General features: G+C 64.7%; 14 protein-coding genes and 1 pseudogene. 11 read left to right on the top strand and 4 right to left on the bottom strand.

From position 1 onward, the window contains the following. Position 1: 1 nt before the first annotated feature. On the bottom strand, positions 2-1,159 hold the full coding sequence (locus tag RBB34_RS07305; RefSeq protein ID WP_306118534.1) for an amidohydrolase: 1,158 nt from the start codon (positions 1,157-1,159) through the stop codon (positions 2-4). Between the two features lie 207 nt (positions 1,160-1,366). On the opposite strand from RBB34_RS07305, the gene RBB34_RS07310 reads away from it, so the two are divergent. Both RBB34_RS07310 and RBB34_RS07315 read left to right on the top strand, forming a co-directional pair. Beyond that, complete coding sequence (locus tag RBB34_RS07310; RefSeq protein WP_306118535.1) at positions 1,367-1,960, top strand: cupin domain-containing protein; 594 nt, start codon at positions 1,367-1,369, stop codon at positions 1,958-1,960. A gap of 36 nt (positions 1,961-1,996) precedes the next feature. Next, positions 1,997-2,911: a LysR family transcriptional regulator gene (locus tag RBB34_RS07315; protein ID WP_306118536.1), complete on the top strand. Its 915-nt coding sequence runs from the start codon at positions 1,997-1,999 to the stop codon at positions 2,909-2,911. Positions 2,912-2,955: 44 nt separating this feature from the next. Here RBB34_RS07315 and RBB34_RS07320 read toward each other — a convergent pair whose 3' ends face one another. Beyond that, positions 2,956-3,747 (bottom strand): alpha/beta fold hydrolase, encoded by a 792-nt coding sequence (locus RBB34_RS07320; protein WP_306118537.1) that lies wholly within the window; start codon positions 3,745-3,747, stop codon positions 2,956-2,958. A 1-nt stretch (position 3,748) separates the two neighbouring features. Beyond that, complete coding sequence (locus RBB34_RS07325) at positions 3,749-5,104, bottom strand: aspartate aminotransferase family protein (protein ID WP_306118538.1); 1,356 nt, start codon at positions 5,102-5,104, stop codon at positions 3,749-3,751. 110 nt (positions 5,105-5,214) lie between these two features. On the opposite strand from RBB34_RS07325, the gene RBB34_RS07330 reads away from it, so the two are divergent. The 6 genes from RBB34_RS07330 to RBB34_RS07355 all read left to right on the top strand — a co-directional run bounded on the left by RBB34_RS07330 (position 5,215) and on the right by RBB34_RS07355 (position 10,704). Next, positions 5,215-5,781 carry a cupin domain-containing protein gene (locus tag RBB34_RS07330; protein ID WP_306118539.1) on the top strand — a complete coding sequence of 189 codons (567 nt, stop codon included), beginning with the start codon at positions 5,215-5,217 and terminating at the stop codon, positions 5,779-5,781. 123 nt (positions 5,782-5,904) lie between these two features. Further along, positions 5,905-6,915 (top strand): TRAP transporter substrate-binding protein, encoded by a 1,011-nt coding sequence (locus RBB34_RS07335; RefSeq protein ID WP_306118540.1) that lies wholly within the window; start codon positions 5,905-5,907, stop codon positions 6,913-6,915. Between the two features lie 21 nt (positions 6,916-6,936). Then, positions 6,937-7,497: a TRAP transporter small permease gene (locus RBB34_RS07340; RefSeq protein WP_306118541.1), complete on the top strand. Its 561-nt coding sequence runs from the start codon at positions 6,937-6,939 to the stop codon at positions 7,495-7,497. Further along, positions 7,494-8,786, top strand: coding sequence for a TRAP transporter large permease (locus RBB34_RS07345; protein ID WP_306118542.1), 1,293 nt, complete (start codon positions 7,494-7,496; stop codon positions 8,784-8,786). The genes RBB34_RS07340 and RBB34_RS07345 overlap by 4 nt, the downstream gene beginning before the upstream one ends. After that, entirely contained in the window at positions 8,783-9,508 is a 726-nt protein-coding gene (locus RBB34_RS07350) for an RraA family protein (RefSeq protein ID WP_306118543.1), read from the top strand. The genes RBB34_RS07345 and RBB34_RS07350 overlap by 4 nt, the downstream gene beginning before the upstream one ends. Beyond that, a complete protein-coding gene (locus RBB34_RS07355) occupies positions 9,505-10,704 on the top strand; it encodes an amidohydrolase (RefSeq protein WP_306118544.1) in 1,200 nt (399 codons plus the stop codon). The genes RBB34_RS07350 and RBB34_RS07355 overlap by 4 nt, the downstream gene beginning before the upstream one ends. On the opposite strand, the gene RBB34_RS07360 is transcribed toward RBB34_RS07355, so the two are convergent. Beyond that, complete coding sequence (locus RBB34_RS07360) at positions 10,705-11,130, bottom strand: Lrp/AsnC family transcriptional regulator (RefSeq protein WP_306118545.1); 426 nt, start codon at positions 11,128-11,130, stop codon at positions 10,705-10,707. Positions 11,131-11,443: 313 nt separating this feature from the next. Here RBB34_RS07360 and RBB34_RS07365 point away from each other — a divergent pair, with 313 nt between their 5' ends. From RBB34_RS07365 to RBB34_RS07375, 3 genes and pseudogenes are all read left to right on the top strand, one after another. Continuing rightward, complete coding sequence (locus tag RBB34_RS07365; RefSeq protein ID WP_306118546.1) at positions 11,444-12,148, top strand: alpha/beta hydrolase; 705 nt, start codon at positions 11,444-11,446, stop codon at positions 12,146-12,148. After that, positions 12,145-12,852: a proline dehydrogenase family protein gene (locus RBB34_RS07370; protein WP_306118547.1), complete on the top strand. Its 708-nt coding sequence runs from the start codon at positions 12,145-12,147 to the stop codon at positions 12,850-12,852. Before RBB34_RS07365 ends, RBB34_RS07370 begins: the two co-directional genes overlap by 4 nt. A gap of 71 nt (positions 12,853-12,923) precedes the next feature. After that, positions 12,924-14,058, top strand: a pseudogene (locus tag RBB34_RS07375) (pyruvate ferredoxin oxidoreductase); the annotation flags it as partial. Positions 14,059-14,207 lie beyond the last annotated feature (149 nt).

The following is a 14,207-nucleotide window of genomic DNA, read 5'->3' on the forward strand; positions in this document are numbered from 1 at the left end:
TTTACCTCCCGTTCAGGTGTGGCTGATCGCCATTGTCAAAATCGGTCCGCGCGATGCGCACGAACGCCTCGATCCCGAACGCAATGGCATCGTCCGAGAAGTCGTATTCGGGATGGTGGAGCGGATGGCTGTCGCCATTGCCCAGAAAGAAGAAGACCGAGGGCACGCGCCGACTGAAGAAGCCGAAATCCTCGCCGGCCGTGCCGGGCGGAAAAGCGGTCCTGAGCGTCGGGAAGGCCGGCCGCAGGAGGCTGGCCAGACGACGCGCTTCCCTTGCGTCATTATGCACAGGCGGCATCGCCAGTTCGTAGCGAAGATCGCACCTTGCGCCGTGCGCATGCGCCGCCGCGTCGACGATGTCCGTCATCCGGGTCTCGACGAGACGGCGCACGTCGTCGCGGTAAGCGCGCACCGATCCGGACAGGCGCGCGCTGTGCGGTATCACATTGTTGGTCGATCCGGCATGGAACTCGCAGACGGAGACGACCGCCATGTCGAGCGGGTCGACGGTGCGTGAGACGATCGTCTGCAGCCCGGTAACGATCTGGTTGCCGACGATGATCGGATCGACAACCTTGTGCGGCTGGCCGCCATGGCCGCCACGGCCCCGCACGATGATCTCGAACGTATCGAAGGCGGACATGGCCGCGCCATCGCTGATGCCGATTTCACCGATCGGCAGCCCGGGCCAGTTGTGGAGCGCGAACATGCGCTCGATCGGCCAGTCGTCGAGCAGCCCGTCTTCGATCAGACGCCTTGCGCCACAAAGGCCGTTCTCCTCGGCCGGCTGAAAGACCAGCACGATGCGGTTGGGAAAATCGCGGTTCTCGCAAAGGTGGCCGGCAACCCCGAGCAGGATCGCGGTGTGCCCGTCATGCCCGCAGGCATGCATCCTGCCGGTGGCGCGGGACCGGTACGGCACGTCGGACAACTCGTCCATGTGCAGGGCGTCGATATCGGCGCGCAGGCCGATCATCGGTCCGCCGCCTCGACCCTCGATCAGGGCAATCGCGCCGGTTCCACAGGGCGGCACGACGACCTGGTCGCAACCAAGACGCTCGAGCCTGTCGACGATGAAGCGAGTCGTCTCGAACTCCTCGAAACCCGTCTCGGGATTTGCGTGTATCGTCCGGCGCCAATCGGCGGCCTTGCGAGCCAATGCATCGATCGCATTCGAAGGTGCCGGAAATGTGCTATCGTGTGAGCCCAAGGGGCGCCCTCCTTGCCTTTAGCGTATACACTAATTGATTTTAGTGAGTCCACTAATTTCGCGCTCGTGCTTGCATTTTTGCGGCGACTGGGCGCATCAGTGCTGCCGACCGCGGCGAGGCACGGTCGAAACGGGTGGGACGGCACGAGCGGATCGATGGCTGAGGCACGGAACATATTGGCGGCCGCGCGCCAGAGCGAGGACGAATTCAACATCGGCGAGCGCCTGCGGCTGCTGCGGACGCAGCATGGACTGTCTCAGACCGAACTCGCGCAGCGCAGCGGCATCAGCAACGTCACGATCTCGCAGATCGAGCGCAACAAGATGGCACCGTCGATCGCGGTGCTGCACAACATCGTCAAGGCGTTTCCGGTTTCGCTTGCCGAGTTCTTCGACGGCCAGAGCGAAGACAGCGGCAAGGTCTTCTTCCGGAGGGAGGAACTGACGATCCTTCTGAACGGCACCGTGCGCATGCGGCAGGTCGGCCATCGCGGCATCCTGCGCAGCCTTCAGCTCATCCATGTCGAGTATGATCCGGGCGCGGACAGCGGCCCGGAGATGCTCAGCCATGCGGGCGAGGAAGGCGGTGTCATCATCTCCGGCCGGCTCGAAGTCACGGTCGGCGACAAGACCGAAGTGCTCGAGGCCGGCGATGCATATCTGTTTCCCAGCACCGTTCCGCACCGTTTCCGAAATGTCGGCGACACGCCCTGCGTCATCGTCTGCAGTGCCGTGCCGCCCTCGGTCTGAACGAATGCGTCCGAATGCTCTCGACGGAGTATCGCGGTGAAGTTCCGGCAGATCGAGGCGTTCTACTGGCTCGTCCAACTGCGCAGCTACAAGCGCGTCGCCGACCAGCTCAATATCACCCAGCCGGCCGTCACCGCCCGGATCACGACGCTGGAGGACTCGCTTGGCTTCCACCTGATCGACCGGTCCGCACCGCAATTCGCGCTGACCGGCCGGGGCACCGAGCTTTACGGCTATGCCGAAGCCTTCGTGAAGCTGCGCGACCAGATGAACGCCAGCATGCGAGCGACGCAAAGGCGCCGTTTTGCGATCGGTGTCGTCGGCATCATAGCGCTGACCTGGGGGCCACTGCTGCGCGAGGCGGTTGCCGAGCAGTTCCCCGAACTCATCGTCGATTTCCACTACGCGTTCAGCGATTCCGAGATGCGCGAACGGGTTCGGGCCGGCCTGCTCGACCTGGCGTTCGTGGCCTCCGATGCGCAACTCGTGCCGAAAGGTTCCGACTTCGCCGTCGTCTACGACATCGGTTGGGTGGGTCGTTCCGACATCTGCGCGGCGGCGGGCAAGCCGCTCACTTCGGATGAACTGGGCCAGCTTCCCCTGATCTATGGGCCGAAGACCTCGCTCATGTTCGATTTCGCCCGCGAATCCAGCGGCGACGTCTCCTCCGGACCGAACGCGCGCCACAACTCGTTGTCTTTGTCGACCAGCCTCGATCTGGCCCGGCTCGGCTATGGCGTCGCGGCGGTTCCGCTCGCCGCCGCCGAAGACGACATCGCCGCCGGACGCCTGCTCGAACTGGCGACGACCGAGCCTCGCAAGCAGATCGCCGTCCACTGCATCTTCACCAATCGGCATCGCGCCAAACAGTGCGCCGCCATTCTGACGATCGCACGTGCCTGCGCCGATGCCTGGTGCGCGGCACATCCCTGCCATGCGCGCCTGATCTGAGATCGCCCCGACCAGGAATTGGTCCCCGGCGGTGCGCGATGCCGTCACTCCAGTGCGCCGAGAAAGTCATTGGCCACGCGGTGAAACGCTTCGGGCATCTCCAGAAACCCCAGATGGCCCGACGGCAGCACTTCGAGCCAGGCGTCCGCGATGCTGTCCGCCAGTTGTCGAGACATGTGCGGCGGCGTGCAATGGTCGTCGGCACCGGCGATCACCAGCGTGGGGCATGCGATTCGGTCGAGCCTGTCGAGCGTGTCATGGGCAACGATCATGTCGATCCGCGCCAGCGCGATGTCCATATCGAGCGGTCCGCGCGAGGCAGCCTCGATCCACGCCTCCACCGCCTCCGGATGATCTCGCGTGAAGGCCGGCGAGAACAGGAAAAGGCTGTTTGCCTCGGTGGTCGCCCGCAGGCCGCTGTCGCGCAGCATCGTGCGGCGAACCTCGAACTGTCGGTCGTAATAGGCGTCCGAGCGGGCCAGCGAATTGGCCAGCACGATCGCCGAGACCGTATCGCCGTGGTCGATGGCCATCTCCTGGGCGATCGCGCCGCCAGTCGACGAGCCGAGGACAGCGACCGGGCCGATGTCGAGCGAGCGCACAAGCCCTGCCATATCGCGCGCGTGCTGCGCGATCGTCATGCCCTCGCGCACGTGATCGGACCGGCCGGTGCCGCGATGATCGGGCAGGATCACGCTATGGGACCGGGCGAACAGATCCACCTGGGGCCCCCAACTGCGACCGATACCCGCAAGCCCGGCGAGCATGAGCAGTGGCGGTCCGTCCCCGAGCACCTCGTAGTGGATCGATACGCCATCATTGTCATGAACGGGCATTTCAAACGCCCTCCGACGCGGTGGCGAGCGCGATTTCGAGGCAGTCGGCGATGAAGTCCATATCCTCGAGCGTCGCGCACATGGGCGGCGTGATGCGCAGCACGTTGCCGGCAAACCCGGCCCGCCCGACGAGACATCCCATCTGCCGCAGTGCTTCGAGCGCCAGGTCCGTCTCCGCGCGCGCGGGTTCCTTGGTGGCGCGATCGCGAACCAGTTCGACGCCGATCATCAGTCCGCGCCCGCGAATGTCGCCGATCAGCGCCTGCTTCCCGGCAAGATTGTCCAGCCGTTCCAGCAGCCGCGCACCGCAGGCGCGGGCATTGTCCACCATTGACGCCGCATCGATCTCTTCCAGTACCGCCAGCCCCGCCGCGCACGCCAGCGGGCTGCCGCCATAGGTGTTGTAGGTCATCTTCTGGCCCAGCACCTCGGCGATCTCCCGGCGCGTGACGAGAGCGCCGATCGGAAAGCCGTTGCCGATGCCCTTGGCCATGGTGACGATGTCCGGCGTGACCCCGTGCGCCTCGAAACCCCAGTAGGCGTCGCCCGTGCGACCGAAACCGGTCTGCACCTCGTCGGCGATGTAGAGCCCGCCGGCCTGGCGGACATGCGTCGCCGCGGCGGACAGGAATCCCGGAGGCGGCTCGACCACGCCGCCGACACCCTGGATCGTTTCGGCAAAGAACGCCGCGATCCGGCCCGGCGTCGCCTCGGCAATGTGCGTGGCGATCTGCTCGGCACAATGCTCGCCCGCGCCGGGCTCGTCATGGGCCCACGGCCCCCGATAGGCATAGATCCATCCCGCGCGCGAAATGCCCGGATCGGCCGGCAACGGATAGCGCCAGCTCTGGTGCGCGATCAGCGGCACGATCCCCGACAGGGTTCCGTGAAACGCATTGCGCAGGCCGATCACGTCGTAATTGCCGGTGAACAGCCTTGCCGCCATGATCGCCATGTCATTGGCTTCCGAGCCGGAGTTGAACAGGATCACGGTGTCGAGCGGATCGGGAAAGCGGGCCGCGAGTTCGCGCGCATAGGCGCTGACGGTCGGATTGAGGTAGTGCATCGAGTTGTGCATGATCCGCCCGGCCTGCTCGGCCACCGCGGACAGAAGGCGCGGATTGGCGTGTCCGATGCTGGTCGTCAGCACACCGCCGAAGGCGTCGAGATAACGCCGGCCTGTCTCGTCGTAGACATACTGGCCATGCCCCGAGACAAGCATCAGCGGTTCGCGGTACATGTGCCCGATGTGCGGCGACAGATGGCTGCGGCGATCGGCATGGACCGCCTCGCGGGGCGGCCCAGCATAGGCTGGCGGCTGCACATCCACATCGGGTAGGCTCGGCATTTCGGACATCGGACGCTCCGCTGGCGGGATTGGCAATAATAGTTTCCATTTTGCGGATAACTGAGACGGGGAACGTGGTCAACGTGGCAAATCGGTTGCAAGAAGGCGGGCAAGCGAATGTGCCCGTTGCGGACGATGCGAAAGCGGACTTCGGAACGCAGATGAGACAGATGCGCGAGCGCGCCGGCCTGACGCAGCGTGAACTGGCCCGCAGGATCGGTGCGAGCCATACCGCCGTCGCCAAGATCGAGCGCGGCGATGTGAGCCCCACCTATGCGATGATGCAAAGGATCGCCGCGGCGTTCAATCTGAACCTGATCGAGTTCCTGGACGGTCATTCGACCGAAGACGACAAGGTCTTCTTCGCCCAAGCCGACCTGACAACCCTCATCTCGGGGCCGATCACAGTCAAGCAGATCGGCCGCAACCTGCGCAAGCACGCCCTGCAGATGATGATCGACCGGTACGAACCCGGCGCCGATTCGGGCCTCCCGCTGCTCAGCCATGCCGGGGAGGAGGCCGGCGTCATCGTTCAGGGTTGTCTTGAGGTCACAGTCGGCGACCGCGTCCGGACGTTGACCGCGGGCGAAGCCTATTTCTTCGAGAGCCGCATCCCGCATCGCTTTCGCAATCCGGGCGACGAGGTCTGTCTCGTTATCGCCGCCGGCACGCCGCCGAGCTTCTAGATCGCAATAGATTTCTCTGATCGGCGGCCAAGAAACTTTGAAGCGTCCGACTGGCAATAATAGTTGACATTCCGCCTGCCGGGCAGTCACGCTTGCGGCGTCCAGAAAGGGAGGCCGCAACCAATGTCCCCGTCCAGAAAATCACCGCTCGCCGCCGGCGCGGCCACGCTGTTGATCGCCGCAACCGCATTTGCGGGCAGCGCCGCCGCCGAGACCTGGCGCATGGCGACAAAGGTTCCCGCCGACAGTCCGGAGGGTCGCATCTACCAGCGTTTCGCCGAAAAGGTCGAAGAGTTTTCGAACGGCGAGATGGAGATCCGGATCTTCCCGAGCGAACAGCTTGGCGCCAGTGACGCGGTTCTCGAGCAGCTCAAGCAGGGCACGGTGCACATCTACGCCGAGGGGACGACGCTGCTGATCAAGTTCGTGCCGGATATCGCCTGGGAAAGCGCGCCCTTCCTGTTCGACGACCGCGCCCATTGGGAGCGGTTCAACAAGACCGATCTGGCGCAAGGCTGGTACCGGCAGGCCGCCGAGGAATCGGGTGTCATGGTCCTGGGTGACCCGACGGCGATCCTGCGTGGGCCGTACCGGGTCATGGTGTCGAAGGTCGACGTGCAGAGCTTTGAAGATTTGCAGGGCCTCAAGCTGCGACTGTCGCCCAACAAGCTGGCGCTTGCCATGTGGACGCACATGGGCGCCGACATCCGGACGCTGGCCTTCACCGAGGTCTACCAGGCGATCGACACGGGCATCGTCGAGGCCGTCAACAGCCCCATCAGCCTGGTCGAAAGCATGCGCTTCTACGAGGTGGCGCCGCATATCGCAAAGCACAGCGAGTATGAGCAGGCGATCGGACTGATGACGAATCGCCAAGCCTTCGAGGGCTTGGAGCCGGACCTCCAGCAGGCGTTGCTGCGCGCGCAGGCCGAGGCGGGCGCATACAGCTATGAACTGCTCAACCAGATCACCGACGAATCGATCGCACGCATGAAAGCGGCCGGTGCCACGTTCACCGTGCTCGATCGCCAGCCGTTCATCGACAGCATGGCCGAATTCTATGCCGAAATGGCCGAAAGGGGCGAACTGCCGGAAGGCTTCCTCCGAGCGGTCGAAGCGACCCGGGAGCCTTGATCGACGACCAGGACGACCACGGTGAACTCCAGCAACATGTTGCACAAGAGCATTGCAACGCTCGGCACGGCGCTTGCCACGCTCGCAACCGTGCACCGCGGCCTGGCCAATATCTGCCTGGCCGGGATGCTTTGCACGACGGCGCTGATCATCGTCCTGCGACCTTTCGGGATGTCCATCTACTGGCTCTGGCCATGGTCGATGCAGCTCTTCGTCTGGATGACGTTTTTCGGCTTCTTCGCCGTCTACCACAGAGGGTCGGACATCGAGGTGGACTTTATAGTTCGACGGCTTGGCCGCCGTGCCTTGATCGCGAGCTGGTACTTCGCCCGACTGACCGTGCTGTTCGTGATGGTCGTCATGCTTATCGAAATGCCCAAGGTCATTGCGCTTCAGCGCGGCGTAATCGACGGGGTGGTCACGCCCTGGGGCACCGAGCTTGAACGCTACACGCTGTCGGTGCCGTTGATGACGAGTTGCATGCTGATCGCCGCGACCGCGGTCGTCGACATGCTCAAGTCCGCGCTCGGTCTCGAGGACCCCCATCGCCTTCCCAGCGAAGCCACGGGAGCGGACCGGTGAGTGGCGCCGTTGTCTTTGCGGGCTTCATCATTCTGGTGATCCTGCGCGTGCCGATCTCGATGGCGATCGGAGCGTCCGTGATCGCGGCTTTCGCATGGGCCGGCTTCGCGAGTGATCTCTACATCGTGCCCCAGCAGGTGCTCGACGGCGTCAACAAGTCTTCTCTGCTCGCGGTGCCATTCTTCATCATGGCCGGCAACCTGATGAATGCCGCCGGCATGACTGACAGGATCTTCGCATTTGCCTCGGCGCTGGTCGGCCATTTCCGCGCCGGGCTCGCACAGGTCAACGTGCTTTCGTCGATGATCTTCGCCGGCGTATCAGGGGCCGCCGTGGCCGATGCCGCAGGGCTCGGCGCGATCGAGATCAAGGCCATGCGCGAACGCGGCTACAAGCCTGAATTTGCGGCCGCCGTGACGGCATGCTCGGCGTGCGTCGGACCACTCATTCCGCCCTCGGTCGGTTTGCTTGTCTACGCCTTTCTCGCCCAGCAAAGCGTCGAGCGAATGTTCCTGGCCGGACTTGTCCCCGGCATTCTGGTCGGCCTTTCGCTGATGGTCTTCAATCGCGTGCTGGCGGTGCGCGGAGACTTTCCGGTCGAGAAGCGCGCCACGCCGGCGGCCGTCGTGCGGACGGGACGGGACGGCCTGCTGGCGCTCGTGGCGCCCGCCATCATCCTCGGCGGCATCCTTTTCGGCCTGACAACGGCAACCGAGGCCGGCGTTCTGGCGTGCATGTACGGCCTTTTCGTCGGGTTTTTGTACCGGACGCTGACGCCGAAGGTGATCTGGCGCGTTCTGACCGACACCATGATGATGACCTCCGTGATCATGATCATCATCGGATTCTCGATTGCCATGGGCTGGCTGCTCGCGGTGCAGCAGGTGCCCCAGGCAATTGGCGAAACGCTTTTCTCGCTGACCGACAATCCCAATGTGTTTCTGGGCCTGCTGCTCGTGTTCATCCTGCTGATCGGCATGGTCGTCGAGGGCATCCCGGCCAAGCTCTTGCTCGTGCCGATGCTGCTTCCGATCATCGATGCATACGGTATCGATCGCGTCCATTTCGGGATCATACTGCAGCTCGGCTTGCTGATCGGCATCGTCACGCCGCCCATGGGCATCGGGCTCTACATCATGGTCGAGGTGGGCAAGGTACCCTTCGAGAAGGTCATGTTTGCCTGCATTCCGTTCCTCGTTCCCTTGTTCGCGGCCTGGATCCTGATCACGTTCGTGCCGGAACTTACCACATGGCTGCCCGACCTCGTGCTCGGCGAGGACAGCTCATGAGGTTCAATCTGCGCGCTATGCCGCCTCCCCTTCCATCGGCTCTGATCGAGCGCGCGGTCAACGTTGAGACGGCGACACTTGGACATATGAGCTTCATCGGCTTTCCAGACGGCGCCATAGCCGCGATCTCGCCGATGCGGACGGCGGGGACTGCCGTGACGCTGGCCCTGCCCGGCCCCGACTCGGCGGTGCTTCACCATGCGTGCGGGTTCGTTCGCGCCGGGGACGTCGTCGTGATCGACCGGCTCGGCGACCGGCGCCACGCCTGCGTCGGCGGCGGCGTGGCGCGGGCGCTCAAACAGCGCGGCTGCGCCGGTGTCGTCATTGACGGCCCGGCAACCGACCTGGACGAGATCCGCGCCGAAGGGCTCGGCGTCTGGTGCCGCGGCACCGCGGCGACCACGACGACCGCACTTGCCTTCGGCGGGTATCTGAATGTGGACATTTGTTGCGGCGGTGCCGTCGTCCATCCGGGCGACCTGATCATCGCCGATATGTCCGGCGTCGCCGTGGTGCCCGCCGCCGAATCGGCCCAGACGGTGGCCCAAGCTCTTGAACGACAAGACCGCGCGGACGCGACCATGATCGCGCTTTCCGAAGGAAGGGCGCTTGGCGAACTTTCGGGCGCAACGGCACGCCTGAGGGCGATGCCTGCCCCGGCCCCGGCCCCGACGGTCATGCCAGCCGAAGCGAGCAATTCCGGGCGAGGGCCCCGACAATGACCGGTTTCGATCCAACGCTCGCCGATATCGCCGAGATGGCCATTTCGTGGCGACGGGACTTTCATGCTCATCCCGAAGTCGGCTTCAAGGAGGTGCGGACCGCCGCAAGGATCGCCGAACTGGTCCGTTCCTTCGGCGTGGACGAGATCGAGACTGGTATAGCGGGGACGGGGGTCGCCGCCCGAATCAGGGGAAGGTTCCAAGGTGATGGCCCTCGCATCGGATTGCGGGCCGACATGGACGCTCTGCCGATCGCCGAGAACGGGAACGCGCCCTACCGCTCTACCATGATTGGCCAGATGCACGCCTGCGGCCATGACGGGCATATGGCGATGCTGTTGGGCGCGACGCGCTATCTGTGCGAAACACGCGACTTTGCCGGCGAGATCGTCGTGATCTTCCAGCCGGCCGAGGAATCAGGTCACTGTGGAGCGCGTGAAATGATCCGGGCGGGCGTGCTGGAGCGCTTTCCGGTCGATGAGATCTATGCGCTGCACACCCTGCCCGGACGCCCGGTTGGCGAAATCTCGCTGCGGCCGGGCCCCGTCATGTCCGCGTTCGACAGTTTCGACATCGAGATTGAGGGGCGCGGCGCCCATGCATCAAAGCCGCAGCAATCGCGTGACCCTATCGTGACCGGCGCCCATCTGATCACAGCACTGCAAACCCTGGTCTCCCGGTCGGTCGACCCGCTCGAGATGGCCGTCGTGTCGGTTTGCGAACTCGGCGCTGGCACGGTCAACAACGCCATTCCGGAAACTGCCAGGCTGAGCGGCTCGGTGAGAACATACAAGAAGGTTGTGCAGGATGTCGTCGAGGAACGCATGCGGGACATTGCGCGCGGCTTCGAGATATCCTTCGGCGTCCACATCGATGTCCGCTATAGCCGGGTGCAGCCGCCAACCGTAAACGCTGCGGCACAGGTCCAAAAGGCGACGCGCGCGCTTGAAGAACGGGGTATCACGGTCAACCTCGCACTGCCGCCGTCGAGCGGAGCGGAGGATTTCGCATTCTTCCTTCAGGAGCGGCCTGGCGCTTTCCTGCGCATCGGCAATGGCGACAGCGCCGCGCTGCACAATCCAGCGTTCGACTTCAATGATCGTGCCCTCGCCGCCGGCATCGGGGCGCTCGTGGCGATTGCCGAGGCGTCAGGTGATGCCGGCCCAAGCGCCGTCAGGTCGGCCGACCCACGATGATCATCGCTGCGATCGGGACACCCCGCCGGCCTGGATCGGGAACCCCTTGAACGCTTTGACCTCGTTGAGCATTAGGCTGCTGTTCATCTCCTTGATCCCGGGCAGCCGTCGCAGAACCTTCGCCGACAGCATCGCATAGCTCTCCAGATCCGCCGTCACGATCTGCAGAAGAAAGTCGGCCGCCCCGGTGATCGAGTAGCAGGCGACGATTTCCGGCACATCCTGCAAGGCCCGGCCGAACGCCTCCGCCTCGTCGTCCGAATGGGCACCGATCTTGACCGACACGAAGGCGATCAGGCCCAGGGCCGAGGGGCTCAGCGATGCCCGATAGCCGAGAATGATCTCGTCTTCCTCCAGCCGTTTGACCCGGCGCCAGCACGGCGAACAAGACATGCCGACCCGCTGAGAGAGCTCCGCATTGCTCAAACGACCATCCTTCTACAGTTCAACAAGGATGCGGCGGTCCGGTTCTTCGATGATGGACATAGCAAGATTCTACCTCGATCAGAGTGTTTTTAGGGACAGTTTACCGATCTGGCGTCTATCCGGGGTGCAAAAGGCATGATCTGCCGCACCGGTCATGTCAAACTGCCTGGAGGGAGAGAGCTTGCAGAAGGGGAGGAAGTCGAAAATGAAGACCCGCAGCATTCCTGTTGCCGGAAACACGACGCTGTGCGTCCGCGACGTCGGCGAGGGGCGTCCGCTCCTGTTCGTGCCGGGCTGAACCTTCGGGCACGACGTGTTCGGAGCCCAGCAAGCCGGCCTGTCGGACACCCATCGCGTCATCACCGACGATCCCCGCGGGACCGGGCGATCCCCCGCCACGTCGATGGGCTACACCTATGCCCAGCACGGCGACGATCTCGCCGCATTGATCGAGGCTCTCGACCTGCGTGACGTGATCGTCGTGGCATGGTCCTATGGCTCGACCACCGCCTACGCCTATCTGTGCGCGCCCGGCCATGATCGCGTCGGCGGCCTCGCCATCCTCGACGAGTCGCCCAAACCGATGCGCGATGCCGAGATCGGTTGGGGCGAAGGCAGCGCTGCGGAACTGTCGGCCTATCTGGGGATGCTGCTTGCAGGTCATGCCGAGTTCATGTCCGGCTATGCGCCGACGATGATCTCGCGCGAGACAACGCCAGAAGAGATGGACGGCATTCTCGCATCGAGCCAGTCGACAGAGCCTCAGGTCGCCTGGGCACTGTTCGCCGACGGCGCGCTCGCCGACTGGCGCGAGGAGGCAAGGGCCATCTCCAGGGCACGCCCCTACTGGAACGTCGTCAGTGAAGGCCACAAGGACGCGGCATCGGCGTGGCTTTCCGAGAATGCCCCCGCAGGCAGGCTGTCGGCCTCCCCAAGCCACATGATGTTCTGGGAGTTCCCCGACCGGTTCAATCAGGACCTGCGCGAGTTCGCGGCCGGAGGACGGAACGGCTCTTGATCGCACCATCCGGGCATCCCGATTTCGACGCCCACGCCGTGGTATGTTTTCTCCACGATGCCAAGACGAGCGCCAGAGCCATCGTGGCTCTGCATCGGGTCGATCCGACGGGCACGTATCCGAGCGTCGGCGGATGCCGGATGCGGGACTACGCAACCACCGAGGAGGCGCTCGGGGATACGAGCGTCACGCAGGTGACGATCGCCCTTCACGACACGCTTCAGGGGGCCGGCCTGCCCGTGGCGCTGACACTGCAAGCCTACCGGCGAAGGACATGGGACGACATGGTTCGCCAGGTCGAGCGCGGCAGCCGGATCCGGCTGGTCAAGGGGGCCTTCGCCGCGGGACCGGACCTTGCGTTCCAGACGCAACGCGAGATCAAGAGCAACTCCCGGCATCTGATTGATCTCATGCTGTCGCCCGAAGCCCGCGAACGCGGCTTCTATCCCGTGGTGGCCACCCACGACACGGCCCTGCACGAGCACGCCATCGCCGCCGTGCGCCGGAACGGTTGGGAGCAGGGAACCTACGAGTTCGAGATGTTGCTGGGCGTCCGCGAGGACGTCGCCCGCGACCTTGCGGCGAGAGGAGAGCGGGTCCGGCTCTATGTGCCCTTCGGCCGCGACTGGTGGCCGCATGCGGTGCGTCGAATCGGCGAGAACCCGCGCAATGCGGTCCTGCTCGCCCGCTCGCTCGTGACCTGATCGCCGGAGAACCCGATGACAAACGGTCGCCAGCACCTTCCGCAATACGCCCTTGATGACCGCTATGCGTGGTGTTCCTGACAGGCACCCAGGCGCTGGTACGGATCGTCCTCGATCAGGCAGCCGTGACCGCGTCGCCGGCCTGAACACGGCCGGTTTCATCTCGGGCTATCGCGGATCGCCCCTGGGCGGTCTGGACAAGGAGCTCTGGTCGCAGAAGCGCAGGCTAGGCTGGACGATGCGAACATCTGCTTCCTTCCCGCCATCAACGAGGACCTCGGAGCCACCGCCCTGCTGGGCGCACAGCAGGCGGCGCTGGACCCGCGCAGCAGCGTCGAGGGCGTGTTCGGCCTGTGGTGCGGCAAGGGCCCGGGCGTCGACCGGTCCGGCGACGCGCTTCGACACGGCAACGCCTATGGCTCGCATCCGAAGGGTGGTGTGCTGGTGGTCGCGGGCGACGACCATGGATGCGTGTCCTCGTCGATGCCGCACCAGTCGGACGTGGCGTTCATGTCCTGGTTCATGCCCACGCTGAACCCGGCTTCGGTCGCCGAGTACCCGGCCTTCGGTCAATGGGGCTACGCGCTCAGCCGCTTCGCCGGCGTCTGGTCCGGGTTCAAGGCGATATGGGAAACCGTCCAGTCGGGCGCATCGGTGGAGCCGGAGCCGGATCGTCTGTTCACCACGCCTGCCTTCGATGCACCGGCCGGAGGGCTTCACGTTCGCCTGGCGGACCTTCCGTCGACCGAGATCGAGACGCGGATCGCGCACAAGCTGCGCGCCGTGCAGGCCTTCGCCGAGGCCAACCCGATCGACCGTACCCTTTATGGCCTTTCGGACGCGCCGTTCGGCATCGTCACGACCAGTAAGGCGCACGGCGACACGATGGAAGCGCTGCGCCTGCTCGGGGTGACCGAAGCGATGTGCCGCGCGCGCGGGATCGACCTTTACAAGGTGGGCATGGTCTGGCCGCTGGCACGGCGCGACGCGCTGCGCTTCGTACAGGGCAAGCGCGAGGTGCTGGTGATCGAGGAAAAGCGCGGCGTCATCGAAAGCCAGCTCAAGGAGGCCTTCTACGATCTGCCCGGCGCCACCCCCAAGCGCATGGTGGGCAAGCATGACGAGACGATGGCGCCACTCGTTCCCTGGACGGGGGAACTGTCGCCGCTGTCCCTCGTGCCGATCCTCGCCGCCCGGCTGGCTCCCTTCGTGCCCGATTGTCAATCGGCGTCCAATTTTGACCCCGGATCGGCGTCCAATTTTGACCCCTCCGGCATGCGCTGATTGGCGGGCTGCCACACGCGCAGGTGGTGGAGGCGAGAGGGCCTGGAAGCGCGCAGCCTTCATGTAGCGGA

Source organism: Roseitalea sp. MMSF_3546 (assembly GCF_030732865.1).
In the GTDB taxonomy this organism is placed as follows: domain Bacteria; phylum Pseudomonadota; class Alphaproteobacteria; order Rhizobiales; family Rhizobiaceae; genus Roseitalea.